Below are 15,225 nucleotides of genomic sequence, written 5' to 3' on the forward strand. Positions count from 1 at the left end.
ACGAAAGGTGTGAATGAAATGAGTGGAAAACCATTAAAAACGAATCTTTCATCTCTTCAAGGAGAAATTTCTATTCCCGGGGATAAGTCGATTTCTCACAGAGCTGTGATGTTCGGAGCGATGGCAGAAGGGAAAACAACGATTAATCATTTTTTAGCAGGTGAAGATTGCTTGAGTACTATCTCTTGTTTTGAAAAGATGGGTGTATCGATTAAAAGAGAAGGCGAGTATGTTGAAGTGGAAGGTAAAGGTATCGAAGGATTAAGTGAACCTACTTCCATCCTAGATGTAGGAAATTCAGGAACAACTACTCGTTTAATGCTGGGGATTCTTGCCGGTGTGCCATTTCATACGTCTCTAATTGGAGATGAGTCAATTGCCAAGCGTCCAATGAGCCGCGTTACGGTGCCGCTGCGCTCTATGGGTGCAAAGATTGATGGGCGTGAGCATGGCCAATATACGCCTTTATCTACTAGAGGAGGAGCATTAAAAGCAATTCATTACCATTCTCCTGTAGCAAGTGCACAAGTAAAATCGGCGATTTTACTTGCGGGACTTCATGCCGAAGGCACAACAAAAGTAACCGAGCCTTTTACATCACGCGACCATACAGAGCGTATGCTTCGCGCATTTGGAGTAGACGTAGAGGTAGATGGAACGACTGTAAGTATTGAAGGAGGACAATCCCTGCGCGGAACGGATGTGTACGTCCCTGGGGACATTTCTTCAGCTGCATTCTTTCTTGTTGCAGGAGCCATTGTTCCAAACAGCCGAATCGTTTTGAAAAACGTCGGACTCAATCCTACAAGAACAGGTATTATTGATGTGCTTCAGCAAATGGGTGCATGCCTTACAATTTCCAATGAACGTATTCAAAATGGAGAGCCTATTGGCGATTTGACGATTGAAACGTCTCAGTTGAAAGGGATTGAAATTGGGGGCGATTTAATTCCTCGTTTAATTGATGAAATTCCAGTAATCGCTCTTTTGGCGACTCAGGCAACTGGCAAAACGGTTATTAAAGATGCGGAAGAACTAAAAGTAAAAGAAACGAACCGTATCGATACGGTTGCGACGGAGTTAAGCAAGCTTGGTGCATCTATTGCTCCAACAGCTGATGGACTCATTATTGAAGGCAAGACGGTCTTACAACACGGTGAAGTAGACAGCTACGGAGATCATCGAATTGGAATGATGCTTGCGGTGGCAGCAGCCATTGCAACAGGAGATGTAACGCTAAATAGAAGTGAAGCCATTCACGTTTCTTATCCTACTTTCTTTGAAGATCTTAATAAACTAAGCGAATAAGAAAGAGGCCGGGAAAAACGCATTTTGGTTGAAGGGAAATCCGAACGATAAATTGATATTCTTGATGAAGAATCAAATTCGTTCGGATTTTTTATTGAGATGGGGAATGTAGGTTTCACGTCTCAATCTCGTTTTTATCTAAAAAATGTAAGCGTATTCAAATTGATTTGTTGAACAAACGCTCAAACTATTTTATCATGGTGTATAGAAGCATGTGTTCTTGCTTCGGTTTGGGGAAAATAGAAAATTAATTCGTTTTATTTTTATATAAAAAGTGAATGTAATAATAAAGGAGAATTGTGTGTGAAAGAACTAGACCGCGCGATAGGTTACGTAGAATCCAATGAAATTGAAAAAGGTCTTGCCCTTATTCATGAATTGAAAGATAAAGCTACAGACGAAGAAAAGTTTTTAATGGCTGAACAGCTGCAGGAGTGGGGACTAGTAAATGATGCGCTGCCTTTAATAGACGAGCTCATCGCTAAATATCCAGAAGAAGGCGAGCTGTATTTATTAAAAGCTGAAATGCTCATTGATTTAGAAGAAGAAGAAGAAGCAATTCATATTTTAAATCAAATTAGCAGCGAAGACGATAATTACGTGCCAGCTCTGCTTCTTGTAGCTGACTTATATCAAATGCAAGGCCTTAGTGAAGTAAGTGAGCAAAAGTTAATGGAAGCGAAAAAAATGCTGCCAAATGAGCCGGTTATAGATTTTGGGCTCGGTGAATTTTACAGCAGTCAAGGAATTTATCAAAAGGCAATTCCTTTTTATCAAACGCTGCTAAAAACTGAAAAAGAATTTAACGGTACGGATCTTCGTCAGCGATTAGCTGAAAGTTTAGCAGGTATCGGCCAGTTCGAAGAAGCACTTCCTTACTTTGATCAAGCGTTAAAAGATAAGCTTGAGATTAACACACTATTTGAATATGCGATTTCAGCGTATCAAGCAGGTCATTATCAGACCGCTATTGAAAAGTTCACAGAACTAAAAGAGTTAGACCGTGAGTACCATTCTCTTTATTTATATTTAGCAAAATCATATGAACATGAAGAGATGCTAGAAGAGGCTGCGGTGGCTGTCAACGAAGGTATTGCACAGGATGAATTTCAAAAAGAACTATACTTTTTTAAAGGTAAGATTGCATTAAAGCGCGGTCTAGAAGAAGAGGCTGAATCGGCATTTCAACAAGCGATTGCACTAGATCCAGGGTATATTGAAGCCATTTTAACTCTCTCTAAACTTTATATGAGTCAAGAGAGATATGAAGATGTAGTAGAGAATATCGAGCATGCCAAAGAATATAATGAGCATGACCCCCATTTTGAATGGGATTTAGCAAAAGCTCACCAGGAATTAGAAAATTATGAAGAAGCGCTAAAATACTACGAATCTGCATACACTGTTTTTAAAGAAGAGTATGCGTTTTTAGAAGAGTATGGCTACTTCTTATTAGAAGAAGGACAGCGCTCGAAAGCGAAGGGGATTTTCCAAGCCTTATTAGCTATGGATCCAACAGTAGATGAAATTCAAGACATATTATTTCAATTAGAAGAATAAATAATAGTTCAGAGGATTTTATTGCTGCCGTGTGGAATAAATAACTGTAAAAGGTGTTTTAACTGAGAGTTTAAACACAGAGGAGGGAAGTGAGAATATGACGACCCCTGTTACTGTCAACGAGAAAAAAGAATTTGTTCGCTGGTTTTTAACGAATTATCAGCTGAAGCGAAGAGAATGTGTATGGATTTTAAATTATTTGATGAGCCATGATCAATTGATGAAACGAGTTCACTTCGTTGAGCAAGCACAGTTTTGTCCTCGCGGGATGGTGATGTCTACGCACTGTGTGGAAGACCCTCCATTTCGTTTTTATAAAGAAAATATCATGACAACCGATGCAGAAAAATCATTTCATGATATTCGTTTGAATCGAGAAGAAGACATTTATATTCAATTAAACTTCCGATCGTTGTATTCATCGCCTCAATATGTGGCTGTACTGGAAGACAATCCGTATATGCCAAAAGCTAATCAAACAAATGAAAAAGACAGAGTATTAGCTGAGCAAATATTGGAAGAATCTATTCAGAAATTTCAACGATCAAAAATCATGGAACTAATTGATAAAGCATTAGATGAAAATGATAAAGAGGAATTTCAGCGCTTAAGCGAATATTTAAATAACCATTATGTACAGTAGATAAACGAGAGATTGGCTAGCTTCTTAGAAAAAGGTCAATCTCTTTTTTTATCTCCTTATTCAGTTTGGAAAATAAATAAGACAAGCCTTAGCAAGCTTGCTGGAAGGAGAAGAAAGTTGAAGCTGCAGGCCAAGGAAATGGATGTGTATTTACAATCCAAAAGTTATGTTGATACCGTATTGGTTCCACTCATTCCAATTGATTTCGGAGAAGATTTAAAGCTTACTGCATCTATGAGTGAATATACGACTGCTCTTACTGAAGAGTTAGAGAGGCAATTTAAAGGAAGAGTGATTTTAACACCTAGTTTTACATACTTAAAAAAAGATGGAGTAGCTGCTGTTTATGAAACATTACTTCGCTGGAATGAGCATATAAATGACAATGAAGTCAAACATCTTTTTGTGCTTACTAGCGACCGAGACTGGCTGCAGTATGAAAAAGAAATAGGGGCTCACTGCATTTGGATACCTGCTTTACCGCTTGAGCATATAGACGAGTCGCATAAGTATACGCTCATACATGAACAAGTTCAACAGCTCCTGCCGATTTTTGTAGAGAAATGGAGTGTTTAAAAAGACTGTAGAATAAGTAATGGAAGCGCAAACAAAATAATGACGAAAAATTTAGAAAAATAAAGATTATTTCCATGTTTTAGGTTTTTATTGTATTGACCTTCCAGAAATATTAATATATCATGATTATGTCCTAGTTTAATAGAATGGTCCATCATGTGTCCAAAATTCTCTGGACTGAACTTTTTTAAAGGGGGGAAAAGCATGGGTGATCGGGTATCAAGACGACAGTTTTTAAACTATACGCTCACTGGTGTAGGGGGATTTATGGCTGCTGGAATGTTAATGCCAATGGTGCGCTTTGCAGTAGATCCAATTTTGGAAAAAGAAGCGGGTCAGGATTTAGTAGCTGTAGCGCAGGTTAAAGACATTACAAAAGAGCCGAAACGTGTCGATTTTAAAATCAAGCAAGTGGATGCGTGGCATAAATCAGAAGAACCAAGATCAGCTTGGGTGTACAAAACTGATAAAGGTGAAATCGTCGCGCTGTCACCAATTTGTAAGCATTTAGGCTGTACGGTTAACTGGGCTGGTGACAAAAACTATCCACATCGTTTCTACTGCCCTTGTCATGGGGGAATGTATGAAAAAAGCGGTAAAAATGTACCGGGGACACCACCGATGGGACCGTTAGATGTATACGTTCAAAAAGTAAAAAGCGGTACGTTGTATCTAGGAAAAGCCAAACCACAAGGAGGGGCATAGAAAATGTTGAATAAAATCTATGACTGGGTGGATGAACGGCTAGATATTACTCCTTTATGGCGAGATGTGGCCGATCATGAAGTGCCAGAGCACGTAAATCCTGCACATCACTTTTCAGCATTTGTTTATTGTTTTGGGGGATTGACGTTTTTTGTTACCGTTATTCAAATTTTATCAGGCATGTTTTTAACCATGTATTATGTACCAGATATAAAAAATGCATGGGAATCCGTTTATTATCTGCAAAATGAAGTCGCTTTCGGACAAATTGTTCGAGGTATGCATCACTGGGGAGCAAGTTTGGTTATCGTCATGATGTTTTTACATACACTTCGTGTTTTCTTCCAAGGAGCATACAAAAAACCCCGCGAGTTAAACTGGATTGTGGGTGTGCTAATTTTCTTTGTTATGTTAGGTTTAGGTTTTACAGGTTATTTGTTGCCGTGGGATATGAAAGCGCTATTTGCAACGAAAGTAGGTTTGCAAATTGCTGAATCCACACCAATTATAGGCCAGCAAGTGAAGACATTACTCTCAGGACATCCAGACATCGTTGGTGCTCAAACACTAACTCGCTTTTTCGCCATTCACGTATTCTTTTTGCCCGGAGCCCTACTTGGCTTAATGGGTGCCCACTTCTTAATGATTCGTAAACAAGGAATTTCAGGACCACTATAAAAGTTTATACGCTTTATTCAATTAGTCAATCACACTAGTCATCATATGCATCAAGCACATACTCCGTTGTTAGTACTTTCACTAGAACAGTGAGAAAAAAGGAGGGAGAACATGCATCGTGGTAAAGGGATGAAGTTTGTTGGAGATTCACGTGTTCCTGCAGAACGAAAACCCAATATTCCAAAAGATTACTCTGAATTTCCAGGGAAAACAGAAGCATTCTGGCCAAACTTTTTACTAAAAGAATGGATGGTAGGAGCAGTTTTTTTAATCGGTTATTTATGTTTAACCATCGCTCATCCATCTCCTCTTGAACGTATTGCCGATCCGACTGATACGGGGTACTTGCCTCTTCCCGACTGGTATTTTTTGTTTCTATATCAATTGCTTAAGTATTCATTTGCTTCTGGTCCATATAATATTATAGGTGCATTTATTATTCCGGGGATTGCATTTGGCGCATTAATGCTTGCCCCGTTCATTGATCGAGGACCAGAAAGAAGACCGGCTAAGAGGCCGTTTGCGACAGGATTCATGCTTTTGGCTATAGCAGCAGTCTTTTTCCTAACGTGGCAGTCAGCGACACAGGTGGATTGGAAAGCACGCGAAGAGCAAGGGAAAATTAGAGAAGAAGTAGCGATTGACAAAAATTCAGAAGGCTACAAAATTATGCAAGAGCAAACGTGCTTGACCTGTCATGGTGATAATTTACAGGGAGGCCCTGCGGCTCCGGCTTTAACAGGAATTGATTTATCTCCTGAAGAAATCGCCAATATCGCAAAAAATGGTAAAGGCAATATGCCAAAAGGTGTTTTCAAAGGTTCAGATAAAGAATTGAAAACGCTCTCGGAATTTGTCGGCAACTTAGGAAAAGAATAATGAAAATCAGCCAAAAGGCTGGTTTTTTTTTTGAATTTATTTAATGTGATGGTTTATATCAATGAGATAGGTGCTTGCTATTGTCCAAAAACTGTACATAATAAAGAAGAGATTAAATGTAAAGGAGACTCTTTAAATGGCCTGGTTATGGTATACCTTAAAAGATAAGCGTTTTTTAACGCTTTTGCTGATTGTGAATATACTAGGAACAATATATGGATATATTTGGTATGGTAGTCAATTAGCAGAAACGCCTAAGAAGTTTTTATTATTTGTACCTGATAGTCCAACGGCAAGCTTGTTTTTTGTTATTGTACTTATCGGTCTTTTACTTGGAAAACATTTTTCACTATTTGAAGCTTTAGCAATGATCACGCTGTTTAAATACGGGATTTGGGCCGTTATAATGAATGTATTGGTCTATGTGTTAACAGGATACATTGATTGGATGATGCTTATGTTAATGGTTTCTCATGCAGCAATGGCTTTTCAAGGGCTTTTATACGTACCGTTTTACCGGATTAAATTATGGCATTTAGCTGTTGCCGCTGTATGGACCGTACATAATGATATCATTGATTACGTTTTTTCTATGATGCCAAGATATAGCATGCTCAATGCGTATATGTCTGAAATTGGTTATTTTACATTTTGGCTAAGCATTTTATCTATTTTCATTACATACTGGTTCACAGTTCGTGCTTCTTCAAAAAAACAGCTATAAAAAATTTTTGAAATAGGCGCACGAAACGAGCTCTCTTTTCCTAAGATATAGTAGGCTATATTTAAGTATGAGGTGAGTGACTGTGAAGGAAACCAAACGAGAGCTTCATCCGTCCGTTGTGGAATTTAAACAATTTGTAAAATCACATCCTAAATTAGTAGAACAGGTTCGAAAGCAGCAAAAAACGTGGAAAGAGCTTTATGAAGATTGGTATTTATTCGGTGCAGAAGATCCAATGTGGGAGGCATATCGTTCAGAAGAAAGTGCAAAGGCTGAACCAGCTGCTGCAACAGAGGAGAAAAAAGATATTATGGGTACAATTGTATCCTCGCTGAAAAACATGGACTTGAATCAAATGCAAAATCATATCACAAATGTAAATTCCGCTATTTCGAATATTCAACAAGTACTGCAGCAATTTCAACCATCTAAGCCATCAGGTGGAGGAGCAGCTTCCGGGCCAGGGAATCCATTTGGCTTTAGGAAAGATTAAGCGCAATGAGAAAGGATATATACGAGTATATGCAGTCTCGTCCTAAGCTCAACGACTTCGTTCGTGAACAGCCAATGTGGTACCGGCGTTTATCTAGAAATCCTGAAGAACTGGATAAATTTGAATTAGAATCCAAACATTACTACAAACAAACGATTCCTCATAAAGTCGAAAAATTTTCGAATTCGATTCAAATGGCAAATATGATGTTTCATATGTTTCAATCCATGAAAAACCAATGATCTCTGCATACATAGCGATGCAGAGATTTTTGCACGTCATGAGTAAAAACAAAGAGTTTGTAAACACTATGGAGAAACGAATGATAAAGGAATGGTATGATGCGCTTACTATTAACGACGGCCTTATGTGTAGTTTCTCTGCTAGGATGCAACCATGATAAACCAAAACCTGAAACTAAAATTTCCTCTCAACCGCGGGCAGCTGAAACTTTTGGTGAAACGAATGCAAAACCTTCACTGATGGTCCACCAGCATGTGAAAGGACAGAACGTATACGTTGAATGTATTCTAAGTGGGTTTTCATTTTCAACAGAGAGTGGATTTCTTCAAATAACAGTAGATGGAATACCATTTAAAGAAATGAAGCAAGCAGCCTTTGTTTTAAGTGATCTTCCAAAAGGATCTCATACGGTTACGATTGAACTAATGAAATCAAAAGAAGAAAGTTATCAGGTGAGTAATACCTTTACGGTTGAAATTATATAGTTAAAAAGTAGAACTTGTAGTAAATCAGTGTAAGCTGTTTTAGCAAGTTCTTTTTCTTTAGATCCAAAACGTGATAAGATAAAAACGGAGGTGCACAGCCATGCTGACAACAATGAGAACTGTTGAATTACTCGATGAGTCTGATCACGTAGCTAACATGGTGTTACAATCAGACGTAGCCGAGAACTATCGTCAATGTTTATATAGATTAAATAAAGATTCACATGCACAGGCATTAATTGCTGAATTTGTGAAAATAAAGGAACAGTATGAGGATGTTCAGCGATTTGGGAAATATCATCCTGATTATAAAACCGTTACGAGACAAGTACGTGATGTAAAGCGTCAAGTTGATTTACACGCGACAATCGCTGCGTTCAAAAAAGCAGAAAATGAATTACAAAAGCTGCTTGATGAAATTAGCGTTATCCTTGGTCAAGCTGTTTCAGAGCACGTTAAAGTACCGACGGGAAATCCGTTTTTTGATACGGGAAGCAGCTGCGGCGGCGGCTGCGGATCTGGTGGAAGCTGTGGGTGCAGCGCTTAAACCGTTCACTGTATAAATCGAATGCAATCAGCACAGGAATTTCCGCAGCAGGCCATTTTACGCTGTGGAACGTAAAACCTGTGCTGATAGACATAAGTAAGATGCTGACTTCTGACAAAACTCGAGCGCCACGTAGCATTTGTATTGGATGTAGCAAAAATAGATGAAGCTTCTAGAAGCTCATCTATTTTTCTACGCTCAATTGATGTGTTTATATACAAAAAGGGTATATTTGTGATTTTTTTGAAAATGACTTGTTCAATAGCTCTGTGCTCGTTAAAATGAGTAAGAAAGATCATCCAGATATCATCTAAATTCATACATAAAGCACCTACTTCATATAAAAGAATTTATGATAAAGAAAACCAATATAACGTATGCAAAAGGGGAACTAAATATGTTTGTTGAACGTCAAGGAATTGTGGCGTATGTGCATTCTGTTAAGCAAGCAAAAGCATTGCGAAAGTACGGAAATGTACATTACGTATCTAAAGAATTAAAGTATGTTGTCTTATATTGCAACCAAGATGGCATTGAAAAAACAATCCATAAACTTCAGTCTCTACCTTTTGTGAAGAAAGTAGATCCTTCTTATCGGCCGTTTTTAAAAACAGAATTCGAAAATTCAAAGCCGGATAAAGCGAAGGAATATGACTATAAGATAGGAATTTAAACAAAAAAGGAATGTAGTGTACATTCCTTTTTTTTATTTTACTTGGCCTTAGCAAACGAATAGGCAGCGATGAGGTTATTGCATTGGCGGAATAAAGCGGTTCATTCGCAAAATGCCAATAAGGTGCTGATAGTATAGTGCTGTTTCTGGAAAAGTAGTAGATGGTTTGACATCGAGTACCACAATTTCTTTTCCCGCTTCCTCAGCAGCTCGTTTAAATAACTCAACGCGCTTGCTGTCGTTTTGTTTTAAAACAATTCCTTCTCGGCAAACGTAAAGCGGTTGGAAATTCCCTTCAGCTGTTGGATGCAAGACAGCGACAAAAGAAGCTACTTGTCGATCTTCTTTTACTGTTCGTAGCATAATAAGATGAGCAAGACGATGTTTGTTGCTTTTGACAATCTCTAACAGCTCATAAATATCTGAATACCCTTCTCCGAGCTCAATAAAACGCTGAATCATATGTATTTCCCCCTCTATGTATTAAAAAAGCAAACTCACGTAGTTTAATGTATCACTGAATATTTTAGGAGTAAATAAAAAAATCCCTACAACTACTCATTGTAGGGCCCTTCAACAAAGGGATGTAATCACCTCTGCGATTACAAGCACCTTGATGAAGGCAAAGGGAGAGGAGAAACCGGAGGAAGAACTTATGGGGAAACGTAAGTCTTCTCCGCGGTTGGCAACAACATCGGTTAGATGATGTTGTTACTAGTCAGTATGTCCGTTTTAAACGTTCATATACCTGTCTTGTGAAATTCACTTTTGAAACATAAAAGACTGATAATATGACAGAGAAAAAGGGTAAATTTACGTTTATGATGACATATTAAAGTAAAGGGAATCTGCTATGAACGAAATGCCGAATGATCTGCATAGGTGTATCTTTTAGAAAAGAATCAGTGTATCTAAGGACACGGTCGTAAAAGTCCAGCATAAAAGCAAGCTTCTGGGTTATTGCACAGAATGCATACAGCATTGAATAAATTGAGGATTTTTGCTAGTCTTTGTAATTCAAAATATGTTAGGATAATGAAGAATAAGGAAGTAAAAGTAAGGTAGTGATAAGGATGAGAGTAGTAGCAGGTTTATATAAAGGCCATGCGTTAAAGGCGGTTCCAGGATACTCAACCCGCCCTACAACAGATAAGGTGAAAGAAGCTATTTTTAATATGATTGGACCGTTTTTTGAAGGTGGAACAGCTCTTGATTTGTTCGGTGGAAGCGGTGGCTTGGGAATTGAAGCTCTAAGTCGAGGAATAGATAAAGTCATTTTTGTGGATCGGGATGGCAAAGCGATTCAGACGATTAAAGCAAACTTAGCATCCTGCCGCTTAGAAGACCGCGCTGAAGTGTATAGAAATGATGCAGAGCGTGCACTGAAAGCGATAAAGAAAAGGGAGCTGACTGTCGATTTACTTTTGCTTGATCCACCGTATAAAGCACAAAAGTTGAAAGCGCTTATCGAAACGGTAAGTGAAGAAAATCTTCTAGCAAAAACAGGAATTATTGTAGCGGAGCATTCTCATGATGTACATTTAGATAATGAGATTGGTTTATTTGAAAAAATAAAAAGCGAAACGTACGGTATCATTGGTGTTTCTATTTATACATACAAAAAAGAAGAATCAGTTGAATAAATCAATGAGCTGTTAGATGTAGAAAGGGGATACGTATGGGCAGTATAGCTGTTTGTCCAGGAAGCTTTGATCCAGTTACAAATGGACATTTTGATATTATTAAAAGAGGCGCAAATGTATTTGATACGATTTATGTGGTTGTTTTAAATAACTCCTCAAAAAGTCCTCTATTTACAGGGGAAGAGCGAGTAGCTTTGCTGAAAGAAGTAACAAAATCACTTCCTAATGTGGTAGTAGAGTCGTACAGTGGATTATTAATGGAATATGCAAAAGAAAAGCAGGCAAAGACCATTTTAAGAGGTTTGCGTGCAGTATCGGACTTTGAGTACGAAATGCAAATCACATCTGTAAATCGCGTATTAGATAAAGAAATCGAAACATTATTTATGATGACAAATAATCAATACTCGTTTTTGAGTTCTAGTATTGTAAAAGAGGTAGCTAAATATGGCGGGAATATTTCTGAATTAGTTCCTCCCCCTGTTAGAGAAGCGCTTGCGGAAAAATTTGAACAGCTGTCTCAAAAATAAGATAAAAAAAGAACGTGACGTTTTCTTTGCCGATAAGAAAACGTCACGTTCTTTTTTACTAGGAACGATGAAGAAACGCTCGTTTTGAATATATATAAATATAGCAGCACAGCGTAAAAATCGTTAAGAGCGGACCGTACACGTTTAGCCACTGCGATAGAATCGTAACGGACTCCAAGTGAGAAAAAACCGGCAGTGCTCCTTCAGATGCTTGAAAAGTAGTAATGGATTCTCGAAGAGGACCCCATAGAAAGATAGTGAATACTACCGCAAAACACCCGTGGAAAATGCGTGCAATAAAAAACGGGAAAAATCGAATATCTGTTTCGGCGAGTATGCTAGCCACTTGTGCTTGAACGGAGAAACCGCTAAAGCCTAATACAAAGCTAACGATAATAATTTGATGAAACAGCAGCGTGTCCGGTGCTTCGCTTGCTAGGCGGCTTCCTAGCGTGATTTCAAAAAGTCCCGAAATAAAGGGCAGGCTCAGTTCAGTCCCTATATGACAAAGGGAAAATAAATAAGCTAGACCACTGCTTAAAACGGCCGTGATATGAGTAACATATAAAAGTTTGTTTAATACAGAAAATAAAATGATAAAACCGCCAATCATTAAGAGAGATTGAACTGCAGAAGTAACCGCATCTCCTAAAAGCTTCCCGATAGGACGCTTATCTTTTAATCGCGTTTTATGCATTTCATGAAAAGCTAACGATAAAGAAGGTTTTTGAATTACTTGTCCTTTAGGTTTTGCTGATCCATAAAAACGCATCACCAGTCCTACACAAATATTCCCTATGTAATGAGAGAGAGCTAATATGATACCGACAGCTGGATTGTGAAAAAAGCCAACTGCCACAGCTCCAAAAATAAAAATAGGGTTAGATGAGTTAGTAAATGATACGAGTCTTTCAGCTTCAGTAGCTGTTAGCTGCTTTTCTTGGCGCAGCCGGGAAGTGATTTTTGCACCGGAAGGAAACCCAGAAGCCATGCCCATGGCTAAAGCAAAACCCCCTACTCCAGGTACTCGGAATAAAGGCCTCATAAACGGCTCTAATAAGATCCCAATGAACTTCACTACGCCAAACCCAATAAGCATTTCTGAAACAATAAAAAAGGGCAGGAGAGAAGGAAAGACGACCTTCCACCATGTGTTGAGACCTCTTACTGAACCTTCTAGCGCTTCTTTTGGATATACGATAAGCGCAATAGCGAGAAGTGTTACGCTCGTCCCGAGCAGAAGTGTTTTCACCATCGATTTATTCAACGAACGATTCATCTCCTTTTCTAAGCTCACGTCATTTTGATATGAATGAAATGAGGAGTTTTAGGCAAATGTACAAGTTCTTCTATATATCAATATACGAAGCTATGCATCGACTTTATGCCTATGTGTAAGGAGAAAATAAATTCATACTGAATAAAAAGGCGTCTTGTCACATTTGGAAATACAATTCATATACATAAATCAATGCACCTCTAGGATAGTCAAGGAGTAAAAAAACGTATACGCAGCAAGAGAAGAGTAAGAATTTCTTAAAACAACCTTCAGTATAGTATAATGCTTAATAACCACCGTGGATTGAGCAAAACATATCTTTAGCTTCATACCAAATGAACAAATAGAAAATGAAGAATAGTCCTACTGAAGACAGGGCAACAATGATAGAGAAGCTCATCAAATGTTTTTACATTTTTAGAAGTCTATAAGGTAAAACGAGGGGGCAGGTAAAGTGGAAAGCCCAAAAATAGGAGTTGCGTTAGGCTCAGGTGGAGCTAGAGGTTTTGCACATTTAGGAGTAATCAAAACGCTAACAGAAAATAACATTCCTATTGATTTTCTAGCTGGCAGCAGCATGGGAGCTTTAGTTGGTGCACTATATGCGTCAGGTATTGAACTGGCAACTCTTTATAAAATGGCGCTAACGTTCAAACGAAAGTATTATTTGGATTTTACCGTGCCCAAAATGGGATTTATTACGGGCAACAGAGTAAAGTCGTTGGTTCGCACCTTTACGCAAAATAGAAACATTGAACAGTTATCTATACCGTTTGCCATCGTAGCGACAGATTTGAAAACAGGAGAGAAAGTGGTGTTTAAAAAAGGACCTATCGCTGAAGCAGTGAGAGCAAGTATTTCAATTCCAGGAATCTTTGCTCCCGAAGTAATTGATGGGCGATTGCTTGTAGACGGCGGGGTAGTGGACCGTATTCCTGTATCGGTTGTAAAAGAGATGGGATCTGATATTGTCATTGGAGTCGATGTATCAAAAGCGAAAGTGAATGCAGAAATCAGCTCCATTTTTGATGTCATTATGCAAAGTTTAGATATTTTGCAAGATGAGCTAGTAGCTCATCGGACCATTGCTTCAGACATTATGATTCGCCCTAATCTCGATACCTTTAGTTCCAGGGCGTTTACAAACATTCAAGAAATGATTTCAATTGGTGAACAAGCAGCGCATGAGCAGTTGCCTTCTATTCTACAAGCAATTGATCATTGGAAGGAGAACAAAAAAAGTGAAATCTAGAATTAGAATTTTGGTATATTTGGCTGTTATTGCAGTGGTGGCAATGCTTTGTTTTTATCCATTGCCGTACTACATTACAAAGCCTGGAATGGCAGAAGAACTTGCGCCTATTATTAAGGTAGAAGATGGATACCATGAAAAAGGGACGTTTATGCTTACAACTGTAAGAATGGGCAGAGCAACTCCTCTTTCATATGGTCTTGCGAAAATACAGGACTTTCATGAAATTTTCCCTACAAAGCAAATTTTGCAGCAGGGTGAAAGCGATGAAGATTACTCGACAAGGCAATTACATATGATGGATACGTCAAAAAATGCCGCTATTTCAGTAGCATATGAAGCAGCTGGAAAGAGCGTTTCCTATCACAATAAAGGCGTATATGTTACATATGTTGTAGAAAATATGCCTGCACATGGAAAACTTCATGTTGGAGATGTAGTGACGAAAGTAGACGAGAAAAAAATTCAAACTGCTGAGGACTTAATCAACTATGTATCGACTAAAAAAGCAGGAGATTCAGTATCAATTTATGTAAAAAGAAATGGCAAAGAAAGCAAACATACTTTAAAAGTTAAAGCATTTCCTGACGAGCCGAAACGAGTAGGCCTAGGAATTGCCTTAGAAACGAACCAAGAATTAAAAGTCAAGCCAGGTATACATATTGATACTGAAAAAATAGGAGGGCCTTCAGCAGGACTGATGTTCTCGCTTGAAATCTATAATCAGCTTGTTAAAGAGGACATGACAAAAGGCCACCGCGTTGCAGGTACAGGGACGATCAATGATAAAGGAGAGGTAGGACCAATCGGAGGTATTTCGCAAAAGATTGTAGCCGCAGATAAAGAAGGAGCAGAGATTTTCTTTGCACCAAATGAAAAAGGAGCTGCTGGCTCTAACTACCGAGAAGCGGTGAAGACAGCTAAAAAAATAAACAGTGATATGAAAATTGTACCCGTAGATTCATTTTCGGATGCCGTAACATATTTAGAAAAGATGAAACCATAAA

Annotated in this window: 20 protein-coding genes; 17 read left to right on the top strand and 3 right to left on the bottom strand. The window is 38.4% G+C overall.

What is annotated here, in order from left to right; genetic code table 11:
• Window positions 1-18 precede the first annotated feature (18 nt).
• The 12 genes from aroA to ACOZIR_RS03015 all read left to right on the top strand — a co-directional run bounded on the left by aroA (window position 19) and on the right by ACOZIR_RS03015 (window position 8,841).
• Complete coding sequence (aroA, locus tag ACOZIR_RS02960) at window positions 19-1,308, top strand: 3-phosphoshikimate 1-carboxyvinyltransferase (RefSeq protein WP_045292878.1); 1,290 nt, start codon at window positions 19-21, stop codon at window positions 1,306-1,308.
• A gap of 303 nt (window positions 1,309-1,611) precedes the next feature.
• A complete protein-coding gene (locus ACOZIR_RS02965; protein ID WP_014458357.1) occupies window positions 1,612-2,868 on the top strand; it encodes a tetratricopeptide repeat protein in 1,257 nt (418 codons plus the stop codon).
• Window positions 2,869-2,965: 97 nt separating this feature from the next.
• Window positions 2,966-3,511 (top strand): ReoY family proteolytic degradation factor, encoded by a 546-nt coding sequence (locus ACOZIR_RS02970; protein WP_013058996.1) that lies wholly within the window; start codon window positions 2,966-2,968, stop codon window positions 3,509-3,511.
• A 117-nt stretch (window positions 3,512-3,628) separates the two neighbouring features.
• Window positions 3,629-4,087 (top strand): YpiF family protein, encoded by a 459-nt coding sequence (locus ACOZIR_RS02975; RefSeq protein WP_224357771.1) that lies wholly within the window; start codon window positions 3,629-3,631, stop codon window positions 4,085-4,087.
• Window positions 4,088-4,291: 204 nt separating this feature from the next.
• The gene (locus ACOZIR_RS02980; RefSeq protein ID WP_415381708.1) at window positions 4,292-4,792 is read left to right on the top strand and encodes a ubiquinol-cytochrome c reductase iron-sulfur subunit; all 501 of its coding nucleotides are present in this window, start codon (window positions 4,292-4,294) and stop codon (window positions 4,790-4,792) included.
• A gap of 3 nt (window positions 4,793-4,795) precedes the next feature.
• A complete protein-coding gene (gene qcrB, locus ACOZIR_RS02985) occupies window positions 4,796-5,470 on the top strand; it encodes a menaquinol-cytochrome c reductase cytochrome b subunit (protein ID WP_013058992.1) in 675 nt (224 codons plus the stop codon).
• A gap of 111 nt (window positions 5,471-5,581) precedes the next feature.
• The gene (locus tag ACOZIR_RS02990; protein WP_013058991.1) at window positions 5,582-6,349 is read left to right on the top strand and encodes a menaquinol-cytochrome c reductase cytochrome b/c subunit; all 768 of its coding nucleotides are present in this window, start codon (window positions 5,582-5,584) and stop codon (window positions 6,347-6,349) included.
• Between the two features lie 136 nt (window positions 6,350-6,485).
• On the top strand, window positions 6,486-7,073 hold the full coding sequence (locus tag ACOZIR_RS02995; RefSeq protein WP_045292874.1) for a DUF1405 domain-containing protein: 588 nt from the start codon (window positions 6,486-6,488) through the stop codon (window positions 7,071-7,073).
• 82 nt (window positions 7,074-7,155) lie between these two features.
• On the top strand, window positions 7,156-7,566 hold the full coding sequence (locus tag ACOZIR_RS03000) for a YlbD family protein (protein ID WP_013058989.1): 411 nt from the start codon (window positions 7,156-7,158) through the stop codon (window positions 7,564-7,566).
• A gap of 5 nt (window positions 7,567-7,571) precedes the next feature.
• Window positions 7,572-7,808 (top strand): YlbE-like family protein, encoded by a 237-nt coding sequence (locus ACOZIR_RS03005; protein WP_045292872.1) that lies wholly within the window; start codon window positions 7,572-7,574, stop codon window positions 7,806-7,808.
• 99 nt (window positions 7,809-7,907) lie between these two features.
• On the top strand, window positions 7,908-8,294 hold the full coding sequence (locus ACOZIR_RS03010; RefSeq protein ID WP_045292871.1) for a hypothetical protein: 387 nt from the start codon (window positions 7,908-7,910) through the stop codon (window positions 8,292-8,294).
• A gap of 100 nt (window positions 8,295-8,394) precedes the next feature.
• Window positions 8,395-8,841, top strand: coding sequence for a YlbF family regulator (locus ACOZIR_RS03015; RefSeq protein WP_045292869.1), 447 nt, complete (start codon window positions 8,395-8,397; stop codon window positions 8,839-8,841).
• A gap of 5 nt (window positions 8,842-8,846) precedes the next feature.
• Here the strand turns inward: ACOZIR_RS03015 and ACOZIR_RS03020 are convergent, their stop codons facing one another.
• Entirely contained in the window at window positions 8,847-9,161 is a 315-nt protein-coding gene (locus ACOZIR_RS03020) for a hypothetical protein (RefSeq protein ID WP_045292867.1), read from the bottom strand.
• Between the two features lie 77 nt (window positions 9,162-9,238).
• Between ACOZIR_RS03020 and ACOZIR_RS03025 the strand changes: the two genes are divergently transcribed.
• On the top strand, window positions 9,239-9,514 hold the full coding sequence (locus ACOZIR_RS03025) for a YlbG family protein (RefSeq protein ID WP_013058985.1): 276 nt from the start codon (window positions 9,239-9,241) through the stop codon (window positions 9,512-9,514).
• Between the two features lie 75 nt (window positions 9,515-9,589).
• Here the strand turns inward: ACOZIR_RS03025 and ACOZIR_RS03030 are convergent, their stop codons facing one another.
• On the bottom strand, window positions 9,590-9,976 hold the full coding sequence (locus tag ACOZIR_RS03030; RefSeq protein WP_013084871.1) for a DUF7147 family protein: 387 nt from the start codon (window positions 9,974-9,976) through the stop codon (window positions 9,590-9,592).
• A gap of 611 nt (window positions 9,977-10,587) precedes the next feature.
• On the opposite strand from ACOZIR_RS03030, the gene rsmD reads away from it, so the two are divergent.
• Together rsmD and coaD are read left to right on the top strand one after the other, a co-directional pair.
• Entirely contained in the window at window positions 10,588-11,157 is a 570-nt protein-coding gene (rsmD, locus tag ACOZIR_RS03035; RefSeq protein ID WP_013084870.1) for a 16S rRNA (guanine(966)-N(2))-methyltransferase RsmD, read from the top strand.
• A 35-nt stretch (window positions 11,158-11,192) separates the two neighbouring features.
• Window positions 11,193-11,687 carry a pantetheine-phosphate adenylyltransferase gene (gene coaD / locus ACOZIR_RS03040; RefSeq protein WP_013058982.1) on the top strand — a complete coding sequence of 165 codons (495 nt, stop codon included), beginning with the start codon at window positions 11,193-11,195 and terminating at the stop codon, window positions 11,685-11,687.
• Between the two features lie 58 nt (window positions 11,688-11,745).
• On the opposite strand, the gene ylbJ is transcribed toward coaD, so the two are convergent.
• Complete coding sequence (gene ylbJ / locus ACOZIR_RS03045) at window positions 11,746-12,954, bottom strand: sporulation integral membrane protein YlbJ (protein ID WP_045292864.1); 1,209 nt, start codon at window positions 12,952-12,954, stop codon at window positions 11,746-11,748.
• A 466-nt stretch (window positions 12,955-13,420) separates the two neighbouring features.
• Here ylbJ and ACOZIR_RS03050 point away from each other — a divergent pair, with 466 nt between their 5' ends.
• Both ACOZIR_RS03050 and ACOZIR_RS03055 read left to right on the top strand, forming a co-directional pair.
• Window positions 13,421-14,218, top strand: coding sequence for a patatin-like phospholipase family protein (locus tag ACOZIR_RS03050; RefSeq protein ID WP_045292862.1), 798 nt, complete (start codon window positions 13,421-13,423; stop codon window positions 14,216-14,218).
• Complete coding sequence (locus ACOZIR_RS03055) at window positions 14,208-15,224, top strand: SepM family pheromone-processing serine protease (RefSeq protein ID WP_310878416.1); 1,017 nt, start codon at window positions 14,208-14,210, stop codon at window positions 15,222-15,224. The genes ACOZIR_RS03050 and ACOZIR_RS03055 overlap by 11 nt, the downstream gene beginning before the upstream one ends.
• The last annotated feature ends 1 nt before the right edge of the window (window position 15,225 follow it).

The sequence above is a fragment of the Priestia sp. D3YE.R1 genome, from assembly GCF_049199565.1.
In the GTDB taxonomy this organism is placed as follows: Bacteria; Bacillota; Bacilli; order Bacillales; family Bacillaceae_H; genus Priestia; species Priestia aryabhattai.

What these genes read in the sequence shown, in the direction of transcription:
- ACOZIR_RS03010 (WP_045292871.1), top strand. Translation starts at nt 7,908, where the DNA reads ATGCGCTTACTATTAACGACGGCCTTATGTGTAGTTTCTCTGCTAGGA.
- ACOZIR_RS03025 (WP_013058985.1), top strand. Translation starts at nt 9,239, where the DNA reads ATGTTTGTTGAACGTCAAGGAATTGTGGCGTATGTGCATTCTGTTAAG.
- ACOZIR_RS02995 (WP_045292874.1), top strand. Translation starts at nt 6,486, where the DNA reads ATGGCCTGGTTATGGTATACCTTAAAAGATAAGCGTTTTTTAACGCTT.
- ACOZIR_RS03020 (WP_045292867.1), bottom strand. Translation starts at nt 9,161, where the DNA reads ATGAATTTAGATGATATCTGGATGATCTTTCTTACTCATTTTAACGAG.
- coaD (WP_013058982.1), top strand. Translation starts at nt 11,193, where the DNA reads ATGGGCAGTATAGCTGTTTGTCCAGGAAGCTTTGATCCAGTTACAAAT.
- ACOZIR_RS03005 (WP_045292872.1), top strand. Translation starts at nt 7,572, where the DNA reads ATGAGAAAGGATATATACGAGTATATGCAGTCTCGTCCTAAGCTCAAC.
- ACOZIR_RS02980 (WP_415381708.1), top strand. Translation starts at nt 4,292, where the DNA reads ATGGGTGATCGGGTATCAAGACGACAGTTTTTAAACTATACGCTCACT.
- ACOZIR_RS03015 (WP_045292869.1), top strand. Translation starts at nt 8,395, where the DNA reads ATGCTGACAACAATGAGAACTGTTGAATTACTCGATGAGTCTGATCAC.
- ACOZIR_RS02970 (WP_013058996.1), top strand. Translation starts at nt 2,966, where the DNA reads ATGACGACCCCTGTTACTGTCAACGAGAAAAAAGAATTTGTTCGCTGG.
- ACOZIR_RS03030 (WP_013084871.1), bottom strand. Translation starts at nt 9,976, where the DNA reads ATGATTCAGCGTTTTATTGAGCTCGGAGAAGGGTATTCAGATATTTAT.
- qcrB (WP_013058992.1), top strand. Translation starts at nt 4,796, where the DNA reads ATGTTGAATAAAATCTATGACTGGGTGGATGAACGGCTAGATATTACT.
- aroA (WP_045292878.1), top strand. Translation starts at nt 19, where the DNA reads ATGAGTGGAAAACCATTAAAAACGAATCTTTCATCTCTTCAAGGAGAA.
- ACOZIR_RS02990 (WP_013058991.1), top strand. Translation starts at nt 5,582, where the DNA reads ATGCATCGTGGTAAAGGGATGAAGTTTGTTGGAGATTCACGTGTTCCT.
- rsmD (WP_013084870.1), top strand. Translation starts at nt 10,588, where the DNA reads ATGAGAGTAGTAGCAGGTTTATATAAAGGCCATGCGTTAAAGGCGGTT.